The sequence below is a fragment of the Limnohabitans sp. G3-2 genome (assembly GCF_002778275.1).
Classification (GTDB): Bacteria; Pseudomonadota; Gammaproteobacteria; order Burkholderiales; family Burkholderiaceae_C; genus Limnohabitans_A.
In genome coordinates, this window is record NZ_NESG01000006.1 from 116,833 (window position 1) to 140,818 (window position 23,986).

The 23,986-nt window shown below is 59.5% G+C and carries 24 protein-coding genes and 1 tRNA gene; 24 read left to right on the plus strand and 1 reads right to left on the minus strand.

Translation table 11 applies throughout. The features are described 5' to 3' along the window. Positions 1-137: 137 nt before the first annotated feature. The 23 genes from pnp (at position 138) to arfB (ending at position 21,257) form a co-directional block, all read left to right on the plus strand. Complete coding sequence (gene pnp, locus B9Z31_RS10880; protein ID WP_100119587.1) at positions 138-2,243, plus strand: polyribonucleotide nucleotidyltransferase; 2,106 nt, start codon at positions 138-140, stop codon at positions 2,241-2,243. 52 nt (positions 2,244-2,295) lie between these two features. Further along, entirely contained in the window at positions 2,296-3,306 is a 1,011-nt protein-coding gene (locus B9Z31_RS10885; protein ID WP_100119588.1) for an NAD(P)H-quinone oxidoreductase, read from the plus strand. Between the two features lie 5 nt (positions 3,307-3,311). After that, positions 3,312-4,058, plus strand: coding sequence for a triose-phosphate isomerase (gene tpiA / locus B9Z31_RS10890; protein WP_100119589.1), 747 nt, complete (start codon positions 3,312-3,314; stop codon positions 4,056-4,058). A gap of 39 nt (positions 4,059-4,097) precedes the next feature. Continuing rightward, positions 4,098-4,484: a preprotein translocase subunit SecG gene (secG, locus tag B9Z31_RS10895; protein ID WP_100119590.1), complete on the plus strand. Its 387-nt coding sequence runs from the start codon at positions 4,098-4,100 to the stop codon at positions 4,482-4,484. A 143-nt stretch (positions 4,485-4,627) separates the two neighbouring features. Further along, positions 4,628-4,712, plus strand: a tRNA-Leu gene (locus B9Z31_RS10900). A 65-nt stretch (positions 4,713-4,777) separates the two neighbouring features. After that, positions 4,778-5,137 (plus strand): NADH-quinone oxidoreductase subunit A, encoded by a 360-nt coding sequence (locus tag B9Z31_RS10905; protein ID WP_100119591.1) that lies wholly within the window; start codon positions 4,778-4,780, stop codon positions 5,135-5,137. 43 nt (positions 5,138-5,180) lie between these two features. Beyond that, complete coding sequence (locus B9Z31_RS10910; RefSeq protein ID WP_019428571.1) at positions 5,181-5,660, plus strand: NADH-quinone oxidoreductase subunit B family protein; 480 nt, start codon at positions 5,181-5,183, stop codon at positions 5,658-5,660. An 11-nt stretch (positions 5,661-5,671) separates the two neighbouring features. Continuing rightward, entirely contained in the window at positions 5,672-6,280 is a 609-nt protein-coding gene (locus tag B9Z31_RS10915) for an NADH-quinone oxidoreductase subunit C (RefSeq protein WP_100119592.1), read from the plus strand. A 1-nt stretch (position 6,281) separates the two neighbouring features. Then, positions 6,282-7,535: an NADH-quinone oxidoreductase subunit D gene (locus B9Z31_RS10920; protein WP_100119593.1), complete on the plus strand. Its 1,254-nt coding sequence runs from the start codon at positions 6,282-6,284 to the stop codon at positions 7,533-7,535. Then, positions 7,532-8,020, plus strand: coding sequence for an NADH-quinone oxidoreductase subunit NuoE (gene nuoE / locus B9Z31_RS10925; protein ID WP_100119594.1), 489 nt, complete (start codon positions 7,532-7,534; stop codon positions 8,018-8,020). Before B9Z31_RS10920 ends, nuoE begins: the two co-directional genes overlap by 4 nt. After that, the gene (gene nuoF / locus B9Z31_RS10930) at positions 8,020-9,420 is read left to right on the plus strand and encodes an NADH-quinone oxidoreductase subunit NuoF (protein WP_100119595.1); all 1,401 of its coding nucleotides are present in this window, start codon (positions 8,020-8,022) and stop codon (positions 9,418-9,420) included. Before nuoE ends, nuoF begins: the two co-directional genes overlap by 1 nt. After that, a complete protein-coding gene (gene nuoG / locus B9Z31_RS10935; RefSeq protein ID WP_100119596.1) occupies positions 9,413-11,542 on the plus strand; it encodes an NADH-quinone oxidoreductase subunit NuoG in 2,130 nt (709 codons plus the stop codon). Before nuoF ends, nuoG begins: the two co-directional genes overlap by 8 nt. After that, on the plus strand, positions 11,539-12,621 hold the full coding sequence (gene nuoH, locus B9Z31_RS10940) for an NADH-quinone oxidoreductase subunit NuoH (RefSeq protein ID WP_100119597.1): 1,083 nt from the start codon (positions 11,539-11,541) through the stop codon (positions 12,619-12,621). The genes nuoG and nuoH overlap by 4 nt, the downstream gene beginning before the upstream one ends. A gap of 12 nt (positions 12,622-12,633) precedes the next feature. Then, a complete protein-coding gene (nuoI, locus tag B9Z31_RS10945) occupies positions 12,634-13,143 on the plus strand; it encodes an NADH-quinone oxidoreductase subunit NuoI (protein WP_100119598.1) in 510 nt (169 codons plus the stop codon). 37 nt (positions 13,144-13,180) lie between these two features. After that, positions 13,181-13,831, plus strand: a complete 651-nt coding sequence (locus B9Z31_RS10950) for an NADH-quinone oxidoreductase subunit J (RefSeq protein WP_100119599.1) — start codon at positions 13,181-13,183, stop codon at positions 13,829-13,831. After that, positions 13,831-14,139, plus strand: a complete 309-nt coding sequence (nuoK, locus tag B9Z31_RS10955; protein WP_100119811.1) for an NADH-quinone oxidoreductase subunit NuoK — start codon at positions 13,831-13,833, stop codon at positions 14,137-14,139. Before B9Z31_RS10950 ends, nuoK begins: the two co-directional genes overlap by 1 nt. 7 nt (positions 14,140-14,146) lie before the next feature. Continuing rightward, the gene (gene nuoL / locus B9Z31_RS10960) at positions 14,147-16,180 is read left to right on the plus strand and encodes an NADH-quinone oxidoreductase subunit L (RefSeq protein WP_100119600.1); all 2,034 of its coding nucleotides are present in this window, start codon (positions 14,147-14,149) and stop codon (positions 16,178-16,180) included. Positions 16,181-16,202: 22 nt separating this feature from the next. Beyond that, positions 16,203-17,678, plus strand: coding sequence for an NADH-quinone oxidoreductase subunit M (locus B9Z31_RS10965; protein ID WP_100119601.1), 1,476 nt, complete (start codon positions 16,203-16,205; stop codon positions 17,676-17,678). A gap of 50 nt (positions 17,679-17,728) precedes the next feature. Then, positions 17,729-19,216: an NADH-quinone oxidoreductase subunit NuoN gene (nuoN, locus tag B9Z31_RS10970; RefSeq protein ID WP_100119602.1), complete on the plus strand. Its 1,488-nt coding sequence runs from the start codon at positions 17,729-17,731 to the stop codon at positions 19,214-19,216. A 10-nt stretch (positions 19,217-19,226) separates the two neighbouring features. Continuing rightward, a complete protein-coding gene (locus B9Z31_RS10975) occupies positions 19,227-19,529 on the plus strand; it encodes a DUF2818 family protein (RefSeq protein WP_100119603.1) in 303 nt (100 codons plus the stop codon). A gap of 35 nt (positions 19,530-19,564) precedes the next feature. Continuing rightward, positions 19,565-20,149, plus strand: coding sequence for an NUDIX domain-containing protein (locus B9Z31_RS10980; RefSeq protein ID WP_100119604.1), 585 nt, complete (start codon positions 19,565-19,567; stop codon positions 20,147-20,149). A gap of 12 nt (positions 20,150-20,161) precedes the next feature. Next, positions 20,162-20,704, plus strand: a complete 543-nt coding sequence (locus B9Z31_RS10985) for a DUF1178 family protein (RefSeq protein ID WP_100119605.1) — start codon at positions 20,162-20,164, stop codon at positions 20,702-20,704. Between the two features lie 151 nt (positions 20,705-20,855). Further along, positions 20,856-21,257, plus strand: coding sequence for an alternative ribosome rescue aminoacyl-tRNA hydrolase ArfB (gene arfB / locus B9Z31_RS10990; RefSeq protein WP_100119812.1), 402 nt, complete (start codon positions 20,856-20,858; stop codon positions 21,255-21,257). A gap of 51 nt (positions 21,258-21,308) precedes the next feature. Here arfB and B9Z31_RS10995 read toward each other — a convergent pair whose 3' ends face one another. Further along, the gene (locus tag B9Z31_RS10995; protein ID WP_100119606.1) at positions 21,309-22,607 is read right to left on the minus strand and encodes a GDSL-type esterase/lipase family protein; all 1,299 of its coding nucleotides are present in this window, start codon (positions 22,605-22,607) and stop codon (positions 21,309-21,311) included. Between the two features lie 162 nt (positions 22,608-22,769). Between B9Z31_RS10995 and flgJ the strand changes: the two genes are divergently transcribed. Continuing rightward, entirely contained in the window at positions 22,770-23,978 is a 1,209-nt protein-coding gene (gene flgJ, locus B9Z31_RS11000) for a flagellar assembly peptidoglycan hydrolase FlgJ (protein WP_100119607.1), read from the plus strand. Positions 23,979-23,986: the final 8 nt, after the last annotated feature.

The following is a 23,986-nucleotide window of genomic DNA, read 5'->3' on the forward strand; positions in this document are numbered from 1 at the left end:
TTGTCAGGGCGATCTCGCGCTGTGTCATTCCACAAGACTTTCAACCCAAGGTTTTGTGGAATGGCATCGAGTTCAGAGCGTCAATTTCCGGGCCCACAGTGCAGCCTCATGCGCTTTTGTTTTCAGGAGTTCTGAACATGTCCATTTTCAACAAAGTTACCAAAACATTCCAGTGGGGCCAGCACACGGTCAAGATGGAAACCGGCGAAGTCGCTCGCCAAGCCGGCGGCGCTGTGCTGCTCGACATGGAAGGCACTGTGGTGCTGGCCACCGTGGTGGGCTCCAAAATCGCCAAAGCCGGTCAAGACTTCTTCCCCCTGACGGTCGATTACATCGAGAAGACTTACGCCGCAGGCAAGATCCCCGGCAGCTTCTTCAAGCGTGAAGCCAAGCCCAGCGAGCACGAAACCCTGACCAGCCGCCTGATCGACCGCCCGATCCGCCCGCTGTTCCCCGAAGGTTTCTACAACGATGTGCACGTGGTCATCCACACCGTGTCCTTGAACCCTGAAGTCGATGCCGACATCGCGGCCATGATCGCCGTGTCTGCCGCTTTGTCCATCTCGGGCATCCCCTTCAACGGCCCCATCGGCGCCGCTCGCGTGGGCTACATCAACGGCGAATACGTGCTCAACCCCGGCCAGACCCAGCGCAAAGACAGCGTGATGGATCTGGTGGTGGCCGGTACCGAAGCCGCTGTGCTGATGGTCGAGTCCGAAGCCCTGCAACTGTCCGAAGAAATCATGTTGGGTGGTGTGGTGTACGGCCACGAGCAGTCGGCCATTGCGATCAACGCCATCCACGAGCTGGTGCGCGAAGCCGGCAAGCCCGTGTGGGACTGGCAAGCGCCTGCCCGCGACACGGCTTTTGAAGCCAAGCTGGCCACACTCGCTGAAGAAAAACTGCGCGCGGCCTACCAAATCCGCAACAAGCAAGCCCGCACACACGCGTGCCGCGAGGCCTACGCTTCGGTCAAAGTCGCTTTGGCAGAAGAAGGCGTGGCCTTCGACGGCGTCAAGCTCGACGGCCTGATGTTCGAAATCGAAGCGCGCATCGTGCGCAGCCAGATTTTGGCCGGTGAGCCCCGCATCGACGGCCGCGACACACGCACCGTGCGCCCCATCGAAATCCGCAACAGCGTGTTGCCCCGCACACACGGCTCGGCCCTTTTCACGCGTGGTGAAACCCAGGCTTTGGTGATCACCACCTTGGGCACCGAGCGCGATGCGCAGCGCATCGATGCGCTGGCTGGCGAGTTCGAAGACCGCTTCATGTTCCACTACAACATGCCTCCCTTTGCCACCGGCGAAGTGGGCCGCATGGGTTCGACCAAGCGCCGCGAAATCGGCCACGGCCGATTGGCCAAGCGTGCTTTGGCCGCGGTCTTGCCGAGCAAAGAAGAATTCCCCTACACCGTGCGTGTGGTGTCCGAGATCACCGAATCGAATGGTTCTTCGTCCATGGCTTCGGTCTGCGGCGGCTGCCTGTCGATGATGGATGCCGGTGTGCCGATGAAGGCCCACGTGGCCGGTATCGCCATGGGCCTGATCAAGGAAGACAACCGCTTTGCGGTGTTGACCGACATCTTGGGTGACGAAGATCACTTGGGCGACATGGACTTCAAAGTGGCCGGTACCACCAACGGCATCACTGCGCTGCAGATGGACATCAAGATCCAGGGCATCACCAAGGAAATCATGCAAGTCGCTTTGGCCCAGGCCAAAGAAGCGCGCATGCACATTCTGGGCAAGATGCAAGAAGCGATGAGCGAGGCCAACACCGAAGTGTCTGATTTCGCACCCAAGCTCTTCACCATGAAGATCAACCCCGAGAAAATCCGTGACGTGATCGGCAAAGGTGGCGCGACCATCCGTGCCCTGACCGAAGAAACCGGTTGCCAGATCAACATCTCCGAAGACGGCACGATCACCATCGCTGCAACCGATGGCGAGAAGGCCGAGATCGCCAAGAAACGCATCGAGCAGATCACGGCGGAAGTCGAAATCGGCAAGGTCTACGAAGGCCCCGTGACCAAGATCTTGGACTTCGGTGCCCTGATCAACCTGCTGCCCGGCAAAGACGGTCTGCTGCACATCAGCCAGATCGCCCACGAGCGCGTTGAAAAAGTGACCGACTACCTGAGCGAAGGCCAGATCGTCAAAGTCAAGGTCATGGAAACCGACGAAAAAGGCCGCATCAAACTGTCGATGAAGGCTTTGTTGGACCGTCCTGCTCAAGGCTAAATAACGCTGGTTTCGGGTGGTCGAGGACCACCCGGCATCGCGTGGATTCACCATGAACGTCATTGAAATCCAAAGCTACGGCGCCCCTGAGGTGCTGGTGCCCGCAACCCGTCCCGATCCTGTGACCGGGGCAGGGGAGTTGCTCATCCGCGTCTCGGCCAGCGGCATCAACCGCCCCGACGTGCTGCAACGCTTGGGCCATTACCCCGTGCCCCCCGGTGCCTCGGACATTCCGGGCCTGGAAGTCGCGGGTGTGGTGGTCTCTGGCGATGCCGCAGCCATGGCAGAGGCGGGCTTGGCGGTGGGTGACCGTGTGTGCGCTTTGGTGGCCGGTGGCGGTTATGCACAACTGTGTGTGGCGCCCGTGGCCCAGTGTTTGCCCGTGCCCAAGGGCCTGACGGACACCGAAGCCGCATCGCTGCCCGAGACGTTCTTCACGGTGTGGAGCAATGTGTTTGACCGTGGTCGTTTGCAAGCGGGTGAGACCCTGTTGATTCAGGGCGGCACCAGCGGCATCGGCGTGACCGCTATTCAGATGGCCAAAGCAGCCGGTGCGACGGTGATCGCCACGGCCGGGTCGGACGACAAATGCCAGGCTTGCCTGGCTTTGGGCGCAGACCACGCCATCAATTACAAGACCACCGATTTCGTGACCGAGGCCAAACGCCTCACCGGCGGTGTGGGTGTGAATGTGATTCTGGACATGGTCGCGGGTGACTATGTGGCGCGTGAAGTGGAAGCCTTGGCCGAAGATGGCCGCTTGGTCATCATCGCGGTGCAAGGCGGTATCCAGAGTGGTTTCAATGCGGGTTTGGTTCTGCGTCGCCGTTTGACGATCACGGGTTCCACCCTGCGGCCTCGTCCCGTGGCGTTCAAAGCCGCCATTGCCCAGTCCTTGCTCAAAACCGTGTGGCCCTGGATCGAGTCGGGCCGCATCAAGCCCGTGATCCACAGCGTGTTTGACGCCATGGCGGCGGGTGGCGGTTTGCCCTCGGGTGCTGCGCAAGCCCATGCCTTGATGGAAACCAACCAGCATGTCGGCAAATTGGTGGTGACTTGGTGACAACCATGGCAGCCAAGTTGATGGTGGGCAACTGGAAGATGAATGGCAGCTTGGCTGCCAATGCGTCTTTGTTGTCCGAGGTGTTGGGTGGCATGGGCGGTGTGACTTGCCGTGCTGCGGTGTGTGTGCCTTCGGTCTATCTGGCGCAAATGCAAAGTTTGCTCGCAGGCTCTGCCATGGCCTTGGGGGCGCAAGACGTGTCTGCCCATGAGGATGGGGCTTATACCGGCGAGGTGTCGGCCACCATGTTGCGTGACTTGGCGGTGCGCTACTGCATCGTGGGCCATTCGGAGCGGCGGCAACACCACGGCGAGTCGGATCTGGTGGTGGCCAGCAAGGCCCAACGTGCCTTGGCTGCAGGCATCACTCCCATTGTGTGCGTGGGTGAGAGTCTGGCCGAGCGCGAAGCGGGCCAGACCGAAGTGGTGGTCAAGCGCCAGTTGGCCGCGGTGATCCATGCGAATGGCCATTGCATCAGTGAAATCGTGCTGGCCTATGAGCCCGTCTGGGCGATTGGCACGGGATTGACGGCCACACCGGCGCAAGCTCAACAGGTGCACGCTGTGCTGCGGGCCCAGTTGCAAGCCGCGACGGCCCACGCTGAGCGCGTGTCGATCTTATATGGGGGCAGCATGAACGCGGCCAACGCTGCCGACTTGTTGGCCCAGAACGATGTGGACGGTGGTCTGATCGGTGGTGCGGCATTGAAAGCGCCTGACTTTTTGTCCATGCTGAAGACGGCTTCGCGCTGATTTTTTGGCTGAATTTTTGATTGATTTTTGGAGATAGAGATGAGCATGGTGTTGACTTTGATTTTGGTGGTGCAGATGTTGTCGGCTTTGGCCATGATTGGTTTGATCCTGATCCAGCACGGCAAAGGGGCTGACATGGGTGCGGCTTTTGGCAGTGGCGGTTCGGGCAGCCTGTTTGGTGCGACCGGGGGTGCCAACTTTCTGTCGCGGACCACGGCTGTTTTGGCCGCGGTCTTCTTTGTGTGCACTTTGTTGTTGGCTTACTTCAGCAACGTCCGTCCAGCGGCTCCTTCGGGCAGCGTTTTGGAAGGTGCTGCCGTCACCGCCCCTGCAGCGCCTGTGGACAGCAGCCCTGCCGCACAAATTCCGGGCAACGCGCCTGCCGCGAAATCCGACAACAGCGTGCCACCGGCACCCGCCAAGTAAGCTGGCATTCAGCTTTGTTGCTCTGCACAATTTTCCCGGTTTGCGAAAGGAAATTGCGGAGTTTTCAGAGTAAACTCAGTGATTGACCTGAGAGCCAACTGCGCCACGTGGTGCACCTCTTGCAATCGGGTCAAACGTATCCAGCCGTCGTGGTGAAATTGGTAGACACGCTATCTTGAGGGGGTAGTGGCGAAAGCTGTGCGAGTTCGAGTCTCGCCGACGGCACCAGATAAACAGAAAAACCCAATCCGAAAGGCTTGGGCAATTCATTCGGTGATACCGCAAGTTCCAAAATGAACCTCGATCAGTACCTCCCCATTCTCTTGTTCATTTTGGTCGGCATTGCTGTCGGCATCATTCCCCAGGTTTTGGGCTACGTCCTCGGCCCCAACAAACCCGACGCGGAAAAAAACTCCCCCTACGAATGCGGCTTCGAAGCTTTCGAAGACGCCCGCATGAAGTTCGATGTGCGCTACTACCTGGTCGCCATCTTGTTCATCTTGTTCGATTTGGAAATCGCTTTCCTGTTCCCTTGGGCTGTGGCGCTCAAGGAGGTGGGTCTGGCAGGCTTTGTGGCCGTGGTGATTTTCTTGGCCATCCTGGTCGTGGGCTTCGTCTACGAGTGGAAAAAAGGCGCCCTGGACTGGGAATGATTTTGTCGAACACAACACCATTCAGCCTGCTGAAGGACTCAAAATGATTGAAGGCGTGATGAAAGAAGGTTTCATCACCACGAGTTACGACTCGGTGGTGAATTGGGCCAAAACCGGTTCTCTCTGGCCCATGACCTTTGGTCTGGCTTGCTGCGCGGTGGAGATGATGCATTCGGCGACAGCCCGCTATGACTTGGCCCGCTTTGGCGCTGAAGTTTTCCGCGCCAGCCCACGCCAAGCCGATTTGATGATCGTGGCCGGAACCCTGTGCAACAAGATGGCCCCAGCCCTGCGCAAGGTGTATGACCAAATGTCCGAGCCGCGTTGGGTGATCTCCATGGGCTCTTGTGCCAATGGCGGTGGTTACTACCACTACAGCTACTCTGTGGTGCGCGGCTGCGACCGCATCGTGCCTGTGGACGTGTATGTGCCGGGTTGCCCACCCACCGCAGAAGCGCTGATCTACGGCATCATCCAGCTGCAGCAAAAAATCCGCCGCACGCACACCATCGCGCGCGCTTGAAGGGAATGACGATGACCCATTTCGCCATTCGCCCCGAAGACCTGCAAGACACCTTGGCTGCGGCCTTGGGGGACCGGGTTCAAAGTATTTCCATCGCCTTGGGTGAGGTTGCTGTTCATGTGAGCGCCGCCCACTACCTGAGTGTGATGCAGACCCTGCGCGACGCCGCGGGCTGTCAATTCGAGCAACTGATCGATCTGGCGGGTGTGGACTACTCCACCTACCGCGAGGTGGGCACCGAGGGCCCCCGCTTTGGCGTGACGGTGCATTTGCTCTCGGTCAGTCTGAACCAGCGCGTGCGCGTCAAGGTGCTGTGTCCGGATGACGATTTGCCCTTGGTGGCTTCGGTCAACGAACTCTGGAACTCGGCCAACTGGTACGAGCGTGAAGCTTTTGACCTGTACGGCATCGTGTTTGAAGGCCACAACGACCTGCGCCGCATCTTGACCGATTACGGTTTCATTGGCCATCCTTTCCGCAAAGACTTTCCGCTGTCGGGTCACGTCGAGATGCGTTACGACGCAGAGCGCAAACGCGTGATCTACGAGCCCGTGAGCATTGAGCCACGCGAAATCACGCCTCGCATCATCCGCGAAGAAAACTACGGAGGCCTGAACTGATATGGCCGAAATCAAGAATTACACGCTGAACTTCGGTCCACAGCACCCGGCCGCGCACGGTGTGCTGCGTCTGGTGCTCGAGCTGGACGGCGAGGTGGTGCAGCGCGCTGACCCGCACATCGGTTTGCTGCACCGTGCCACCGAAAAGCTGGCCGAGAGCAAAACCTACATCCAGTCGCTGCCCTACATGGACCGACTCGATTACGTCTCCATGATGTGCAACGAGCACGCCTACTGCCTGGCCATCGAGAAGATGCTGGGTCTGGAAGTGCCGATGCGGGCCCAGTACATCCGCGTGATGTTCTCGGAAATCACCCGCATCCTGAACCACCTCATGTGGCTCGGCTCGCACGGCAACGATTGCGGCAGCTCCACCATTCTGATCTACACCTTCCGCGAGCGTGAAGACCTGTTTGACATGTACGAAGCCGTCTCGGGCGCGCGCATGCATGCCGCTTACTTCCGCCCCGGTGGCGTGTACCGTGACTTGCCGGACAGCATGCCTCAGTACAAGGTCAGCAAAGTCAAAAACGCGAAAGCCATCGAGCAGCTGAACAGCAATCGCAATGGCTCGTTGCTCGATTTCATCGACGACTTCACGCAGCGCTTCCCCAAGTGTGTGGACGAATACGAAACCTTGCTCACCGACAACCGCATCTGGAAGCAGCGCACGGTGGGCGTGGGTGTGGTGGCGCCCGAGCGCGCCCTGAATCTGGGCATGACCGGCCCCATGCTGCGCGGCTCCGGTTTTGCCTGGGACTTGCGCAAGAAGCAGCCCTACGATGCCTACGACAAAGTCGATTTCGATGTGCCGGTGGGCAAAACCGGTGACAGTTACGACCGGTATTTGGTTCGGATGGCGGAGATGCGCGAATCCAACCGCATCATCGAGCAGTGCGTGGCCTGGTTGCGCGCCAACCCCGGCCCGGTCATCACCGACAACCACAAGATCGCACCACCTTCGCGCGAAGGCATGAAGTCCAACATGGAAGACTTGATTCACCATTTCAAGCTCTTCACCGAAGGTTTTCGTGTGCCCGAAGGCGAAGCCTACGCAGCGGTCGAGCACCCGAAAGGCGAGTTCGGCATTTACATGGTGAGCGACGGTGCCAACAAGCCCTACCGCCTCAAAATTCGCGCCCCGGGCTTCGCCCATCTGGCCACCCTCGATGAAATGGCCAGAGGCCATATGTTGGCCGATGCGGTCGCGATCATCGGGACCATGGACATCGTTTTTGGAGAGATTGACCGATGATCTCTGAGTCAACCAAAGCACGCTTTGCGCGTGAAGTTGCCAAGTTCCCCGCAGACCAAAAGCAGTCGGCCGTCATGGCTTGCCTGTCGATCGTGCAGCAGGAACAAGGTTGGGTCAGCCCCGACAGTGAACAAGTCGTGGCAGAAGTTTTGGGCATGCCCGTGATGGCCGTGCACGAAGTGACCACCTTCTACAACATGTACAACCAAAAGCCAGTGGGCAAGTTCAAGTTGAACGTTTGCACCAACTTGCCTTGCCAGTTGCGTGGCGGTGCTCAGGCGCTGGCGCATCTGGAGCATAAATTGGGTGTGCACGTCGGTGAAACCACTGCCGATGGCTTGTTCACTTTGCAGCCCAGCGAATGCCAAGGTGCTTGCGCAGATGCGCCGGTGCTCTTGGTCAACGATCGCCACATGTGCAGTTTCATGAGCCATGAAAAGCTCGATCAACTCGTCGACAGCCTGAAGAAAGCAGAGGCCGCCTGATGAAAGTCGAACAAATTCTCAGCCAATTCCAAGCCACGGGCGTGGAAACCTGCTTCCACGATCGACACATCAACCCGCAAATTTATGCCGGCTTGAATGGTCAGAACTGGGGCATCCAAGACTACGAAGCACGTGGCGGCTATGCGGCCTTGCGCAAAATTTTGGGCAAAGACGGCAGCGCACCGAACGCCGAAACCGGCGTGGCGGGCATGACCCAAGACCAAGTGATCGCCACCGTGAAAGAGTCCGGCCTGCGTGGTCGCGGCGGTGCGGGCTTCCCCACGGGCCTGAAGTGGAGCTTCATGCCCCGCCAGTTCCCGGGTCAAAAGTATTTGGTGTGCAACTCGGACGAAGGCGAGCCGGGCACATGCAAAGACCGCGACATCATGGAGTACAACCCGCACACGGTGATCGAAGGCATGATCATCGCGGCGTATGCCATGGGCATCAGCGTGGGTTACAACTACATCCACGGCGAAATTTTTCACACCTACGAGCGCTTTGAAGCAGCCCTCGAAGAGGCCCGTGCCGCAGGCTATCTGGGCAACAACATTTTGGGCAGCAGCTTCAGTTTCCAGTTGCATGCATCGCACGGTTTTGGCGCCTACATCTGCGGCGAAGAAACCGCTTTGCTCGAATCGCTGGAAGGCAAAAAAGGCCAGCCCCGCTTCAAACCCCCGTTCCCGGCCAGTTTTGGTTTGTACGGCAAGCCCACCACGATCAACAACACCGAAACCTTCGCGGCGGTGCCTTGGATCATCCGCAACGGTGGCCAGGCGTATCTGGAATGCGGCAAGCCCAACAATGGCGGCACCAAGATCTTCTCCGTCAGCGGTGACGTGGAACGGCCTGGCAACTACGAAGTGCCCATGGGCACACCGTTTGCCAAGCTGCTTGAACTCGCTGGTGGCGTGCGCGGTGGCCGCCAACTCAAAGCGGTGATCCCTGGCGGCTCATCGTCGCCCGTGATTCCTGCCGAGTTGATGATGAAGCTGACCATGGACTACGACAGCATTGCCAAAGAGGGCGGCTCCATGTTGGGTTCGGGCGCTGTGATCGTCATGGACGAGACGCGTTGCATGGTCAAGGCCTTGGCGCGTTTGTCCTACTTTTACTCACACGAATCTTGCGGCCAGTGCACGCCTTGCCGTGAAGGCACGGGTTGGCTGTGGCGCATGGTGGACCGCATTGAAAACGGCCAGGGCCGTGCCAGCGACATCGACATGCTCGACAGCGTGGCCGGCAACATCATGGGCCGCACGATTTGCGCCTTGGGCGACGCAGCGGCCATGCCCGTGCGCGGCATGCTCAAGCATTTCCGTCACGAATTTGTACACCTCATCGAGCACAAGACCTCCATGGTCGGCGCCGATGCAACAGCGGTGAAGACCCATGGTTGAAATAGAACTCGACGGTCAGAAAGTGGAAGTTGCCGAAGGCAGCATGGTAATGCATGCGGCTGAAAAAGCCGGCACCTACATTCCCCATTTCTGCTACCACAAGAAACTCTCCATCGCGGCCAACTGCCGCATGTGCCTGGTCGAGGTCGAAAAGGCCCCCAAGCCCATGCCCGCATGCGCCACGCCCGTGACGCAAGGCATGATCGTGCGCACCAAGAGCGACCGGGCCATTGCGGCTCAGAAGTCGGTCATGGAGTTTTTGCTGATCAACCACCCGCTCGACTGCCCCATCTGCGACCAAGGCGGTGAGTGCCAGTTGCAAGACTTGGCCGTGGGTTATGGGGGCAGCACCTCGCGTTACGAAGAAGAAAAACGTGTCGTCTTCCACAAGGAAGTCGGGCCGCTCATCTCCATGGAAGAAATGAGCCGCTGCATCCACTGCACACGCTGCGTGCGCTTCGGCCAAGAAGTCGCCGGCGCCATGGAGTTGGGCATGTCGCACCGCGGTGAGCATGCCGAGATTGAAACTTTCCTGGGCCAGACCATTGACTCCGAGTTGTCGGGCAACATGATTGACATCTGCCCCGTGGGGGCCTTGACCAGCAAGCCATTCCGCTACCACGCCCGCACTTGGGAGTTGTCGCGCCGCAAGTCGGTGGCTGCGCACGATTCGTCGGGTGCCAACCTGATCGTGCAGGTCAAGAACAACCAGGTCATGCGCGTGGTGCCTCTGGAGAACGAAGACGTCAACGAGTGCTGGATCGCTGACCGCGACCGTTTCTCTTACGAGGCCCTGAACGGCGCTGAGCGCTTGACCCAGCCCATGCTCAAGCAGGGCGGCGAGTGGAAAACCGTCGACTGGCAAACCGCTCTCGAATACGTGGCCAACGGCCTGCGCAACATCCAGCGTGACCATGGTGCGGGCAGCATCGGCGCTTTGGTCAGCCCGCACAGCACCGTCGAAGAGTTGTACCTGGCTGGCGCTTTGCTGCGTGGCCTGGGCTCTGACAACATCGACCACCGCCTGCGCCACGCCGAGTTTGCAGCAGCCGAAGGTGTGCGCACCTTGGGCACATCGATTGCATCGCTCAGCACCTTGCAGCGCGTGCTGGTCGTGGGTGCCAACCTGCGCAAAGACCATCCGCTGTTTGCGCTGCGCGTGCGCCATGCGGTGCGCCATGGCGCTCAGGTGAATGTGATCACAACACCTGCGGCTTTCAGCCACGCCGACGCCTGGGCCATGCCTGTGGCGCAGGCCGTGCTGTCCGATGCTTCAGGCTGGGCGCAAGCCCTGGCCGATGTGGCCGCAGCCATTGCCGCAGAGAAGGGCGTGAGCGCTCCCGTCTCCTTGAGCACCACAAGCGGTGCGGGCAACGTCACCGCCCAAGCGCAAGCCATCGCCAAGTCCTTGATCGGCGGCGAGCGCAAAGCGGTGTTGCTGGGCAACGCCGCAGCGCACGCTTCGAATGCGTCGAGTCTGTTGGCCTTGGCCAACTGGATTGGTGAGCACACGGGTGCAAGCGTCGGTTACCTGACCGAAGCGGCCAACACCGTGGGCGCCCAGTGGGTGGGTGCCCAACCGCAGACGGGTGGCAAGCACGCGGGTCAAATGTTGGCAGGGGGCCTCAAAGCCGCGATCTTGCTCAACACCGAACCTGAATTTGACAGCGCTGCAGGCGCTGCCGCTGCCCAAACGCTGGGCCAGGCCGACATGGTCGTGACACTCAGTCCGTTCAAAGCCAACATGGCTTACAGCGATGTGCTGCTGCCGATCGCACCGTTCACTGAAACATCGGGCAGCTTTGTCAACGCTGAAGGCCGTCTGCAAAGTTTCCACGCCGTGGTCAAGCCCCTGGCTGAAACCCGTCCCGCTTGGAAAGTGTTGCGGGTGTTGGCCAACTTGCTCGACATCCCGGGTGTGGCTTTTGAAACCTCACAAGAGGTCTTGGCCCGTGCCAGCGCACAGCCCCTGTCCGCATCGAACGCCACCCGTGCCGCGATCTCTTTGACCGCCACGACGAGCGCACCCGTGAGCGCTTCGATTTACCAACTCGACGGCATCGTTCGCCGCGCGCCGTCCTTGCAATTGACTGCAGACGCACGCCAGGAGGTGACGCCATGATTGACGCTCTGTACAACGGCGGCCTGAACTTGGTGGCAGCCAGCTGGTGGGCCACGTTGGTGTGGCCTGTGCTCTGGATCTTGCTCAAGATCGTGGCCATCCTCGCGCCGCTGATGGGCGCTGTGGCTTACCTGACGCTGTGGGAGCGCAAGCTGCTGGGCTTCATGCAAGTGCGTCACGGCCCCAACCGCGTGGGCCCCATGGGCTTGCTGCAACCGATTGCCGATGCGCTCAAACTCCTGACCAAGGAATTGATCAACCCCTCTGCCGCCAGCTTGGGCTTGTTCCGCTTGGGTCCGATCATGGCCATCATGCCGGCGTTGGCCGCATGGGTGGCGATTCCCTTCGGGCCAGAAGTGGCGCTCACCAACATCAACACGGGTTTGATGCTGGTGATGGCCATCACCTCGATCGAGGTGTACGGTGTGATCATTGCGGGTTGGGCCTCCAACTCCAAATATGCCTTTTTGGGTGCACTGCGTGCGTCGGCCCAGATGGTGAGCTATGAAATTGCCATGGGCTTTTGCTTCTTGGTGGTCTTGATGGTCTCGGGCAGCATGAACCTGACCGAAATCGTTTTGGCGCAAGGCCGCGGCACCGCGGCGCACATGGGCCTCGGCATCTTCTCCTGGAACTGGTTGCCTTTGCTGCCCATCTTCATCGTGTACCTGATCTCTGGTGTGGCCGAAACCAACCGCCACCCCTTTGACGTGGTCGAAGGTGAAGCCGAAATCGTGGCCGGTCACATGGTCGAGTACTCGGGCATGGGTTTTGCCATTTTCTTCTTGGCCGAATACGCCAGCATGTGGCTCGTGTCCATCTTGGCTGTGATCATGTTCTTGGGCGGCTGGTTGTCGCCCATCGACAGCGCTTTGTTCAATGCGATTCCTGGCTGGATCTGGCTGGGCCTCAAGACCTTCTTGGTCGTGTCCATGTTCATCTGGATCCGTGCCACTTTCCCGCGCTTCCGTTATGACCAAATCATGCGTTTGGGTTGGAAGATTTTCATCCCGGTCACATTGGTGTGGCTGCTGGTGGTGGGCGTTTGGCTCCACTCACCTTGGAACATCTGGAAATAAGCGGTGCACGACATGACCACAATGACTGCTTCCTCCTTTTCGATCAAGGATTTCTTCAAGAGCTTCATGCTCGTGGAGTTGATCAAGGGCATGGCCCTGACCGGACGCTACGCTTTCGCCCGCAAGGTGACGGTGCAGTTCCCGGAAGAAAAAACACCCCTGTCACCCCGTTTCCGTGGCCTGCATGCACTGCGCCGTTACGACAACGGTGAAGAGCGTTGCATTGCTTGCAAACTCTGCGAGGCCGTGTGCCCTGCGATGGCCATCACCATCGAAGCGGGTCAGCGCGAAGACGGGTCCCGGCGCACCACGCGTTACGACATCGACCTGACCAAGTGCATTTTTTGCGGTTTTTGCGAAGAAAGCTGCCCGGTGGATTCGATCGTCGAAACCCACATTTTCGAATACCACGGTGAAAAACGCGGTGACTTGTACTTCACGAAGGACATGTTGCTGGCCGTGGGCGACCGTTACGAAAAAGAGATCGCGGCTGCCAAGGCCGCTGATGCTCCTTACCGTTGAACGCCGCACAGTCCTGAACACTTAAAAAGACAGACCTATGGACGTCAAGACCGGTTTCTTTTACCTCTTCTCGGTGGTGCTGCTGTTTGCAGCCTTCCGGGTGGTGACCGCACGCAACCCCGTGCACGCGGTGCTGTACCTCATGCTGGCGTTTTCGCAAGCCTCTGCGGTGTGGTTCCTCCTCAACGCCGAATTCCTGGCCATCTTGCTGGTGCTGGTGTATCTGGGCGCTGTCATGGTGCTCTTCTTGTTCGTGGTGATGATGCTGGACATTGGCATGGACACGGTGCGCAAGGGGTTTTGGAAAAACTTCCCGCTCGCAGCGACGCTGGGTGCGGTGGTGGCCCTCGAGATGGCCGCGGTCTTGTTGTCGGGTTTCCGCTTGACAGAGGCCCCCGCCATGGCTGCAGGCGCAGTGCAGGTGGACAACGCCAAGGCGCTGGGGATCTTGCTGTACACCGAATACGTGATGCCCATTCAGATTGCGGCAGCCATTTTGTTGGTGGCCATGGTCGCGGCCATTGCCCTGACCTTGCGTGAGCGCAAAGACAGCAAGGCCATTGACCCCTCGGTTCAAGTTCGGGTTCGGGCTGCTGACCGCATGCAGTTGGTCAAGATGACGGCGACCCAAGTCGCACCTGAGCCTGCGCTGGCCAGCGAAACAGCCTCTGAAGAGGTGAAGAAATGATGACACTGACCCTCGGACACTTTCTGTCGCTTGGCGCCATGCTGTTTGCATTGGCGGTGATCGGCATCTTTTTGAACCGCAAAAACCTGATCGTTTTGCTCATGGCCATCGAGCTGATGTTGTTGGCCGTGAACATGAACTTTGTGGCCTTCTCTCACTACCTGGGTGACATGCACGGCCAAGTGTTTGTGTTCTTCATCCTCACGGTGGCTGCGGCCGAATCGGCCATTGGCTTGGCCATCCTGGTGCTGTTGTTCCGCAACAAGAACAACATCAACGTGGACGAACTCAATTCGCTCAAGGGTTAACAAGAATATGAGTCAAACCCTCAATGCCAGCACACTGCTGGCCGTGCCCCTCGCGCCCCTGGTGGGCGCTGTCCTGGCGGGTGTGCTCGGCACCCAATTCGGTGGCAATTGGATCGGCCGCCGCCTGACCCACACGCTGACCATTTTGGGCGTGCTGGTGGCCTTCATCTTGTCGGCCATGACGCTGAAAAACGTCATCGATGGTGCCCGCTTCAACGAAACCCTCTACACCTGGATGGTGGTGGGTGGCTTGAAGATGGAGATCGGCTTCTTGGTCGATGGCATCACTGCCATGATGATGTGCGTGGTGACCTTCGTGTCCCTGATGGTGCACATCTACACCATCGGCTACATGGAAGAGGACGAAGGCTACAACCGTTTCTTCGCCTACATCTCGCTGTTCACCTTCTCCATGTTGATGTTGGTGATGAGCAACAACCTGCTGCAACTGTTCTTCGGTTGGGAAGCCGTGGGTTTGGTGTCGTATTTGCTGATCGGTTTTTGGTACAACAAGCCGACCGCCATTTTTGCGAACATGAAGGCCTTCTTGGTCAACCGTGTGGGTGACTTCGGTTTCATTTTGGGCATCGGCCTGATCGTGGCCTACACCGGCACGCTCAACTACACCGAGTTGTTTGCCAAAGCGGGTGAGCTGGCCGCCATCGACTTCCCTTGGTATGTGTTTGGCATGGACGCCATGCTGATCACCGTGATCTGTATTTGCCTTTTCATCGGTGCCATGGGCAAGTCGGCGCAGTTCCCATTGCATGTGTGGCTGCCCGATTCGATGGAAGGCCCCACGCCGATCTCTGCGCTGATCCACGCTGCGACCATGGTCACGGCTGGCATTTTCATGGTCGCGCGCATGTCGCCCTTGTTTGAGTTGTCGGATGCAGCCCTCAACTTCATCATGGTGATCGGCTCGATCACGGCCTTGTTCATGGGCTTTTTGGGCATCATCCAAAACGACATCAAGCGCGTGGTGGCTTATTCCACCCTGTCGCAGTTGGGCTACATGACCGTGGCACTGGGGGCATCGGCTTACTCGGTGGCGGTGTTCCACCTGATGACGCACGCCTTCTTCAAGGCCTTGCTGTTCTTGGGTGCTGGCTCCGTCATCATGGGCATGCACCACAACCAGGACATCCGCTGGATGGGCGGCGTGCGCAAGTACATGCCCATCACTTGGATCACCTCTTTGCTGGGTTCGCTGGCCTTGATCGGAACGCCCTTGTTCTCGGGTTTTTACTCCAAGGACAGCATCATCGAAGCCGTGCATCTGAGCACCTTGCCTGCCGCCGGCTTTGCCAACTTCGCGGTTTTGGCCGGCGTGTTTGTCACGGCCTTCTATTCCTTCCGCATGTATTTCCTGGTCTTCCATGGCCAAGAGCGTTACGACCAGAACCCGGATGCGCACCATGGCCACGATGACCACCACGGTCACGATGACCATGGCCACGACAAGCCGCACGAATCGCCTTGGGTGGTCACTGTGCCCTTGGTCTTGTTGGCCATTCCTTCGGTGGTGATTGGTTTCATGACCATCCAGCCCATGCTGTACGGCGAGTTCTTCAAAGACGTGATCTTCATTGACGCGGTCAAGCACCCGGCCATGAAGCAATTGGGCGAGTTGTTCCACGGTCCCGTGGCCATGGCACTGCACAGCTTGAGCACCGCACCGTTCTGGTTGGCCTTGGCCGGCGTGGTCACGGCTTGGTACATGTACCTCGTCAACCCCAAAGTGCCGGCGTTCTTCGCCCGTGCTTTGCGCCCACTGATCGTGGTCTTGGAGCAGAAATACTTCATGGACTGGATCAACGAGAACATTTTGGCCAAGGGTGCGCGCGGCCTGGGCCTGGGCCTGTGGAAGGTGGGCGACCGCGCCATCATCGACGGGCTCTTGGTCAACGGTTCTTGGAAAGTCGTGGGCCTGGTGTCTGGTGTGGTGCGCTGGTTCCAGTCGGGCTTCCTGTACCACTATGCCCTGGTCATGATTTTGGGTGTGTTCGTGCTGATGACGTATTTCGTCTGGCTCGCTTAACGGTTTTGAGGACAAGATAAAAATGGGATTGTTAAGCCTTGCCATCTGGATGCCGATCGCTTTCGGCGTCGTCTTGCTGGCCCTCGGTCGTGACAGCCAAGCCCGCGCCGTGCGCTGGTTGGCTTTGGTCGGATCGATCGCCAGTTTCCTGGTCACACTGCCGCTTTACTCGGGCTTTCAGCTCGGTTCGTCGGCGATGCAATTTGTCGAGAAAGCCTCGTGGATCGAACGCTTCAATGTGCACTACCACTTGGGTGTGGACGGTATTTCGCTTTGGCTGGTGCTGCTGACCGCATTCATCAACGTGATCGTGGTGATCGCGGGCTGGGAAGTCATCACCCGCAAAGTCAACCAGTACATGGCCGCCTTCCTGATCCTGTCGGGCTTGATGATCGGCGTCTTCAGTGCGCTCGACGGCATCCTCTTCTATGTCTTTTTTGAAGCCACCTTGATCCCGATGTACCTGATCATCGGCATCTGGGGTGGCCCGAACAAGATTTATGCCGCGTTCAAGTTTTTCTTGTACACCTTGCTCGGCTCTTTGTTGATGCTGATCGCGCTGATTTACCTGTATGTGGCCTCCGGCGGCAGTTTCGATATCCTGACCTGGCACAAACTGCCTTTGGCTGGTTCGGTGCAAACCTTGCTGTTCTTTGCCTTCTTTGCCGCGTTTGCCGTCAAGGTGCCTATGTGGCCGGTGCACACTTGGTTGCCTGATGTGCACGTGGAAGCCCCCACCGGTGGCTCGGCTGTTTTGGCCGCCATCATGCTCAAGCTGGGTGCTTACGGTTTCCTGCGTTTCTCCATGCCCATCGCACCCGATGCAGCACGCGAGTGGGGCATGTTGATCATTGTCTTGTCCCTGGTGGCGGTGGTCTATGTGGGATTGGTGGCCATGGTGCAGCAAGACATGAAAAAGCTGGTGGCTTATTCATCGGTGGCGCACATGGGTTTTGTGACCTTGGGCTTTTTCATCTTCAATCCGCTGGGCGTGTCCGGCGGCATTGTGCAGATGATCGCGCACGGCTTTGTGTCCGCCGCCATGTTCTTGTCGATCGGTGTGTTGTACGACCGCGTGCATTCGCGTGAAATCGCCAGCTACGGCGGCGTGGTCAACACCATGCCCAAGTTTGCGGCATTTGCCCTGTTCTTCGCCATGGCCAACTGCGGCTTGCCAGGCACAGCCGGTTTTGTCGGTGAGTGGATGGTCATTCTGGGTGCCCTCAAGTTCAACTTCTGGGTGGGCCTGTTGTCCGCCTCGGCCTTGATCTTTGGTGCGGCTTACACCCTGTGGATGTTCAAGCGCGTGTACCTCGGGCCTGTGGCCAACGATGACGTGAAAGGCTTGACCGACATCAATGGCCGCGAATTTTTGGTGATGGCCTTGTTGGCTGCTGCCGTGCTCTACATGGGCGTCTATCCCAAGCCGTTCACCGATGTGATGGACAGCTCGGTGCTGGACCTGCTCAAACACGTGGCCCAGTCCAAACTGCCTTGAGCAGGGGATGGGTCTCGCATTGCCAGATTTGAAGAATTGAAAGAACACCCATGATGGACAACTCCAGTTGGATGACGGTTTATCCGGAGATCGTGTTGCTGGTCATGGCCTGCGTCATCGCGCTGGTCGACCTCTTCGTGAAAAGCCCCAAGCGCACTGCCACCTACGCTCTGACCTTGTTGTCATTGGGCGGTGTGGCTGCGCTGCATGCGCTGTATGCAGACGCTGGGCACACCGTGTATGGCTTTGGCCGCTTGGTGGTGAGTGACCCGATGGGGCATTGGCTGCGCTGCTTTGCCACGATCGCCGTGATGGTCACCTTGGTCTACTCGCGCCCTTATGCGTTTGATCGCGACATGTTGCGTGGCGGGGAGTTGTTCAGCCTGAGCATGTTCGCTTTGTTGGGCATGAGCTTCATGATCTCGGGTCAGAATTTCATCGTGATCTATCTGGGCCTGGAGCTCTTGACCTTGTCGAGCTATGCCTTGGTGGCCCTGCGCCGTGACCACACGCAAGCCACCGAAGCGGCCATGAAGTACTTTGTGCTGGGTGCCATGGCCTCGGGTTTCTTGCTCTACGGCATGTCCATGATGTATGGCGCGACCGGCAGCCTCGAGTTGTCCGAAGTCTTGAAGGCGATTGCCACCGGGCAAGTCAACCACCAGGTGCTGGTGTTCGGTCTGGTGTTCATCGTGTCGGGCTTGGCGTTCAAAATTGGCGCCGTGCCCTTCCACATGTGGATTCCCGACGTTTACCAAGGCGCGCCCACTGCCGCCACCTTGATGATCGGTGGTGCGCCCAAGTTGGCGGCTTTCGCCATCATGATCCGATTGCTGGTGGAAGGCTTGCTGCCCTTGGCGTTTGACTGGCAGCAGATGCTGTCGGTCTTGGCGATCGGCTCGCTCCTCATCGGTAACCTCGCGGCCATCGCGCAGACAAACCTCAAGCGCATGCTGGCCTATTCGACCATCGCCCAAATGGGTTTTGTCTTGCTGGGTTTTGTGGCTGGGGTCATCAACGGCCAAACCACTTTGGCGGCCAACGCGTACAGCTCGGCCATGTTCTACATCGTCTCTTACGTGTTGACCACCTTGGCCGCTTTCGGCGTGATCATGTTGCTGGCGCGTCAAGGTTTTGAGAGCGAAGAAATCACCGACTTGGCGGGCTTGAACCAGCGCAGCCCCTTGTATGCGGGCGTGATGGCGATCTGTCTGTTCTCCATGGCCGGCATCCCGCCCATGGTGGGTTTCTACGCCAAGCTGTCGGTCTTGCAGTCGCTCTTGGTTTCGGGCCAAAGCTTCTACATGGGCCTGGCCATCTTTGCCGTGCTCATGTCCTTGATCGGTGCTTTCTATTATTTGCGCGTGGTCAAAGTCATGTACTTCGACGAACCCGTCACCGCCACCACCGTGTCCGCCGACACCGATGTGCGTGTGGTGCTGTCCATCAACGGTTTGTTGGTGCTGGTTCTGGGCATCGTGCCGGGTGCTTTGATGGCGCTGTGCGCCAATTCGGTGGCCCGCATGTTGGCCATCTGACCTGACGGCCATGAGCACCTCTTCGCAAATTGTCATCTTGGTGTTGCTGGCTTTGCTGGCCGCCAATTTGCCTTTTGCCAACCAACGCATTTTGGTGGTCGGGCCTCACCGCGAGGCCAAACCCCTTGTGTGGCGGCTGGCCGAATTGGTGCTGCTGTATTTTGTGGTCGGTGGGGTGGGCTTGGCCCTCGAAAACCACGGCGGCCAAATCGCACCGCAAGGGTGGGAGTTTTATGCGGTGACAGGCACCATGTTTGTGACCTTGGCATTCCCCGGTTTTGTTTACCGCTACCTCATGCACCGTCCACATTGAGCGGGTATCGGCCTTCTCAGCCTGCGACATTGCCCATGACCGATGCCCATCTGATCGAGCGCCAGGTCAGCCAGGAAGAGTTGCTGCGTGGCCATTTTTTGCACGCGTTTCGAGACACCGTGCGCCTGCCCAACCAAGCGTTGGCCACCCGTGAATACGTGGTGCACCCCGGCGCCGTCATGGTCATTCCGCTGTTGGAGACGCCTGAGGGCCTGAAGCTGGTCCTGGAGCGGCAATACCGTTACCCGGTGGGCCAGGTGATGATCGAGTTTCCGGCGGGCAAGCGCGATGCCGGCGAAGACCCATGGCGGTGTGCACAGCGCGAACTGCAAGAGGAAACCGGTTACACCGCAGGCCAGTGGGCCAGGGCAGGGGTCCTGCACCCGGTGATCGCTTATTCCACCGAGGTCATTGAAATTTGGTTTGCCAAAGACTTGCGCTTGGGGGCGCGTCAACTCGATGCCGAAGAGTTTTTGGACGTGTTCACCGCAACGCCAGCGCAATTGATGGACTGGTGCAGGGATGGCCAGGTGAGCGACGCCAAAACCCTCACCGGTGCGCTTTGGTTGCAAAACACCTTGTCTGGGTCATGGCCCTTGGTTTGGCAAAGTTTGGACTGAGCGCGCGACCCCATGAAAGTGCTGGATCTTCAATGTGCGCAGGGCCACAGCTTTGAAGGCTGGTTTGGTTCCCAAGACGATTACGACAGCCAGCGCGCCAGGGGCTTGGTGACTTGTCCTGTGTGCAACGACAGCGACATCACCAAAATGCTCTCGGCGCCTCGCTTGAATTTGGGCCATGGCGCCCCGCCTGCGGCTGCCACCGCGCCCAATGATGCGGCGCCAGGAGGCCAGCACCTGCCTGCCCCAGCACCTGCCTCAGCACCTGCGCCTGAGCCGGGTTCTCCAGCCGCCGCTTCTGGCCTTGCGCTGAACCCAGAGACTTTGCGTCAGATGCAAGCGGCCATGATGAAGATGGTCCGCCACGTCATGGCCAACACCGAGGATGTGGGGTCGCAGTTTGCCGAGGAGGCCCGCAAAATTCATTACGGCGAGCGTGAGGAGCGCAACATCCGCGGCCAAGCGAGCCGTGAAGAAACCGAAGCTCTCATCGACGAAGGCATCGACGTCATGCCCCTTCCCGTGCCAGAAAACCTCAAAGGCCCGCTGCAGTGAGTGCCACGGCACACCTTGTGTCACGGTTTCACAGTGCCCCACTGTGCCCTTCTCTGCCCTTGTAGGCGCGAGCCCCCGCTCGCGAATGACTTTCTCGCCACAGCATTTGTTCGGCCGCAGGGGCGAGCGCCCACCAAGAAAAGGCTGCAACATGAAACACGCCCTGCACATCGACGATGCCGAAGTTGAACTCTCGGCCATTCGGGCGCAAGGCCCGGGCGGCCAAAACGTCAACAAAGTGTGCAGCGCCATCCAGCTGCGCTTCGATGTGGCCGGGTCTGCTTTGCCCGACGACGTCAAGCAGCGTTGGCTGCAATCCGGCGACAGCCGATTGACGCAAGAGGGTGTCTTCATCCTCAAAGCCCAAAAACACCGCACGCAAGAAGCCAACCGGGTGGACGCCTGGGCCAGGCTTTACGAAACGCTGGACCTGTACGCCAAGCCCCCCAAAACCCGAAAAGCCACCAAGCCGACGCATGGCTCAGTGAAAAGGCGGCTGCAAGGCAAAGCCATCCAGTCAAAGATCAAGGCATCGAGGCAGGGCAGGGACTGAGTTTTCATGGGGGTTGGCCATGGATATGCCCTGTGAAACACCGACGGGTGCTCACCGCGGCTTGATCGGCACCATGCTCACCAAGCTGCGGGCACTTTGTGTGTAGCCCTCGGGGGTGAGGTGCAGCAGGTCGGCTTGCATCCAGCCCTTGGCCCACCAGCGTTGTGCCGAGCCCGGCCCGCCCATGGCTTTTTGCCAGTGCCAATGGGCGCAGCCCTGGGCGATGGCCAGGCGGTATTGGCTGTCGTTGATCAAGCGAACGTGGGTGGATGACTTTTGGGCATCGGGCGGGCCCATCAAAACGCAGCGGGCCCGGGGGTAGGCGGCCTTGAGGCGGGAGAGGCTCGCGCTGATCTGTTGTTCGTACACAGCGACTTTGAAGTCCGGGTCCAGCGACTCGTTGGTGCCCGATTGCAGAATCACCACGTCATAGCCCTTGCCCAGCGGGTCTTCCCGGCGCAGGTATTCAGGGTTGACGGTGCGCCAGCCTTTGGCGGTGGCGCCGGGGATGCTGAACACATCCAGAATCACCCGGCTTGGGGCCTCGTACACAGGCGCAATGCCATCGATGCGAGCGCCCCCCGCCAAGACCCGCAATTGCAGTGTGGCCCAAGGCAAGTCGGCCTGTACGCGCAGGCGCGCAGGGCCGCCCGCTGGGACTTGGACAACCGATTCGGTGCCACCGTCGACGGTGATGCCCAAGGTCAAGCCCTTGTCGGTGCTGTCTTTGGTCAAGTGAATGTCGGCCCATTTCACACGCGTTTGCGGGCTGGGGTAGCGAAAGTCCAGCCACAGAAAAGCCCCGGCTTGGGCGGTCTGGAGGGCACTGAGTGACTTGGCATGGTTGTCAGGCCCCTCTTTGCTGGTGCGGTAGGCCAGGCTCAATTGCCAATCGTCGCTCAGGCAAACCCGCCGCAGGGGGTGGCGAACCCCCTTGAGACCCCAAGTCGGGGCCATGAAACTGGGGTGGGTTTGGGCCAAGGGCAGCCGAAGGGCCTCCAGCATGCTGTCGGCAAAGGTGCCTGAAGCCGTGTGGCTGTCACCCCAAAGCCCTATTTTGAGGGCGTTGGGCTGGGCGTTGGCCGGCGGTGTGGGCATCCAGGCCAATGGCGTGAAGACGGCTTGGGCCAGCCCAGTGGCTTCGGCGATGGGGCGGCTGGCCTGTTGCCGCGCTTTGGGCTGCGGGCATTGGAGTTCCCCCGGATCGCCCAGCCCGGCCACGCGCAGCACGGCCGTGTCGGCCGCGGCCAGGGTGCTGGCTGAGCCGAAGGCGGCCACGATGACCCAGGCCAGCGTGTATTTTGGAAGGATAGCGTTCAGAAAAAGGTCCCTGCAAGCGCGGTGAGCCATGGTTTTACCACTCAAATGGGAGGATCGGGCGGGTGGATGACACCCAAGTGGGCGAAGGCAGGCCGGAACTTGGGCCTGGAAATTGCTTGAATGGATCGAACTGTGGAATAACCGTCAATTTTGAGAGCCTGAACAACGCCATCACGGTGCCCCCCTGAAGCCATGACACTGCTTGCCACGCCATTTGCCCCTGCGGCGTCCGATGCCTCGGACCGCCTGGCGGGTGCGTCTGCGCGTTCAGGCCCTTTGCCTTCATCCACGGGTGCGCAGCAAGGCGTGGCCTTTTCGCAGGCTTTGTCCAAGCTCAAACCGACAGCGGACGTGGTCACCGTCCGCCCGGGCGACACCCTGAGTGGCCTCATCCAAAAGCAGTTGAAAGACACCCATTCACCCCTGCAGCTCTCGGGGGAGCAGTTGTACCGGGTGGCGCTGAAGGTGGCCGCGGACAATGGGATTGCCAACGCCAACTTGATTTATCCCGACCAGCGCATTGACTTGTCGTCGGCGCAGCCTTTGGCCTTGGCCGAAGCGCTGAACCCCGACCGTTCGGTTACCCCTTACGCCAAAGCCCAGTCCTCCGACTTGAACACTGCGGGCCCCCATCTGGGCGGCCAGGGTCATGCCGTGGGGCAGCGCGCCTTCTTGGCCCAACATGCGCAGGCGGCCCAGCAGGCCCAAGCCACCAGCGGCATTCCGGCCACATTCATGGTGGCCCAAGCCGCTTTGGAGACGGGCTGGGGGCAGCGTGAGATCCGCTTTGAAGATGGCCGCAGCTCGCACAACCTGTTTGGCATTCGTGCTGGGGGCAACTGGAAGGGGCCTGTGGCCGAGGTTTGGACCACCGAATTTGTGAACGGCAGCGCACAAAAAGTGCGGGGCCAATTTCGTGCTTACGGCAGTTACGAAGAGTCATTCAAGGACTATGCCCGGCTGATCAGCCAAAATCCGCGCTACGCGCCCGCCATGCGGCAACTGGACAACCCGCAAGCCTTTGCCTCTGCTTTGCAGCAAGCGGGTTACGCCACGGCACCCAACTACGCCAGCGTGTTGGCTTCCATGATCGAAAAAACGCAACGCCTACAAGGCACTGCGGCGCCCACCTTGGCGGGATTGAACGCGCCAGGCAGGGCTCAGCCCATGGGCGGCATGATGCCGACCACGGCGCAAATGCTCAGCATGCGGCAAGGCGGACAGGGCACCTCTGAAGCCGCCCTGGGGCTCATGAACAGCGCGCTCAACACTTTGCCTGGGGGGCAAGGTGCCACCTTGGTGGGACTTCGCCAGTGGCGCCAGTCGCCCTATGCCGAATTGAGCCTGCCCACCCCCACACCGAACCCCTTGAACACGCCCATCCCCATCCTTCGGCCCTGAGCGGAGGG

Bases quoted from the DNA above. Each gene is read 5' to 3' on its own strand.
- nuoN (WP_100119602.1), top strand. From the start codon at position 17,729: ATGATGGACAACTCCAGTTGGATGACGGTTTATCCGGAGATCGTGTTG.
- nuoI (WP_100119598.1), top strand. From the start codon at position 12,634: ATGACCACAATGACTGCTTCCTCCTTTTCGATCAAGGATTTCTTCAAG.
- nuoE (WP_100119594.1), top strand. From the start codon at position 7,532: ATGATCTCTGAGTCAACCAAAGCACGCTTTGCGCGTGAAGTTGCCAAG.
- nuoH (WP_100119597.1), top strand. From the start codon at position 11,539: ATGATTGACGCTCTGTACAACGGCGGCCTGAACTTGGTGGCAGCCAGC.
- B9Z31_RS10975 (WP_100119603.1), top strand. From the start codon at position 19,227: ATGAGCACCTCTTCGCAAATTGTCATCTTGGTGTTGCTGGCTTTGCTG.
- B9Z31_RS10950 (WP_100119599.1), top strand. From the start codon at position 13,181: ATGGACGTCAAGACCGGTTTCTTTTACCTCTTCTCGGTGGTGCTGCTG.
- B9Z31_RS10995 (WP_100119606.1), bottom strand. From the start codon at position 22,607: ATGGCTCACCGCGCTTGCAGGGACCTTTTTCTGAACGCTATCCTTCCA.
- B9Z31_RS10920 (WP_100119593.1), top strand. From the start codon at position 6,282: ATGGCCGAAATCAAGAATTACACGCTGAACTTCGGTCCACAGCACCCG.
- B9Z31_RS10915 (WP_100119592.1), top strand. From the start codon at position 5,672: ATGACCCATTTCGCCATTCGCCCCGAAGACCTGCAAGACACCTTGGCT.
- B9Z31_RS10965 (WP_100119601.1), top strand. From the start codon at position 16,203: ATGGGATTGTTAAGCCTTGCCATCTGGATGCCGATCGCTTTCGGCGTC.
- nuoL (WP_100119600.1), top strand. From the start codon at position 14,147: ATGAGTCAAACCCTCAATGCCAGCACACTGCTGGCCGTGCCCCTCGCG.
- B9Z31_RS10905 (WP_100119591.1), top strand. From the start codon at position 4,778: ATGAACCTCGATCAGTACCTCCCCATTCTCTTGTTCATTTTGGTCGGC.
- flgJ (WP_100119607.1), top strand. From the start codon at position 22,770: ATGACACTGCTTGCCACGCCATTTGCCCCTGCGGCGTCCGATGCCTCG.
- nuoG (WP_100119596.1), top strand. From the start codon at position 9,413: ATGGTTGAAATAGAACTCGACGGTCAGAAAGTGGAAGTTGCCGAAGGC.
- secG (WP_100119590.1), top strand. From the start codon at position 4,098: ATGAGCATGGTGTTGACTTTGATTTTGGTGGTGCAGATGTTGTCGGCT.
- nuoK (WP_100119811.1), top strand. From the start codon at position 13,831: ATGACACTGACCCTCGGACACTTTCTGTCGCTTGGCGCCATGCTGTTT.
- arfB (WP_100119812.1), top strand. From the start codon at position 20,856: ATGAAACACGCCCTGCACATCGACGATGCCGAAGTTGAACTCTCGGCC.
- pnp (WP_100119587.1), top strand. From the start codon at position 138: ATGTCCATTTTCAACAAAGTTACCAAAACATTCCAGTGGGGCCAGCAC.
- B9Z31_RS10885 (WP_100119588.1), top strand. From the start codon at position 2,296: ATGAACGTCATTGAAATCCAAAGCTACGGCGCCCCTGAGGTGCTGGTG.
- nuoF (WP_100119595.1), top strand. From the start codon at position 8,020: ATGAAAGTCGAACAAATTCTCAGCCAATTCCAAGCCACGGGCGTGGAA.
- B9Z31_RS10985 (WP_100119605.1), top strand. From the start codon at position 20,162: ATGAAAGTGCTGGATCTTCAATGTGCGCAGGGCCACAGCTTTGAAGGC.
- tpiA (WP_100119589.1), top strand. From the start codon at position 3,312: ATGGCAGCCAAGTTGATGGTGGGCAACTGGAAGATGAATGGCAGCTTG.
- B9Z31_RS10910 (WP_019428571.1), top strand. From the start codon at position 5,181: ATGATTGAAGGCGTGATGAAAGAAGGTTTCATCACCACGAGTTACGAC.
- B9Z31_RS10980 (WP_100119604.1), top strand. From the start codon at position 19,565: ATGACCGATGCCCATCTGATCGAGCGCCAGGTCAGCCAGGAAGAGTTG.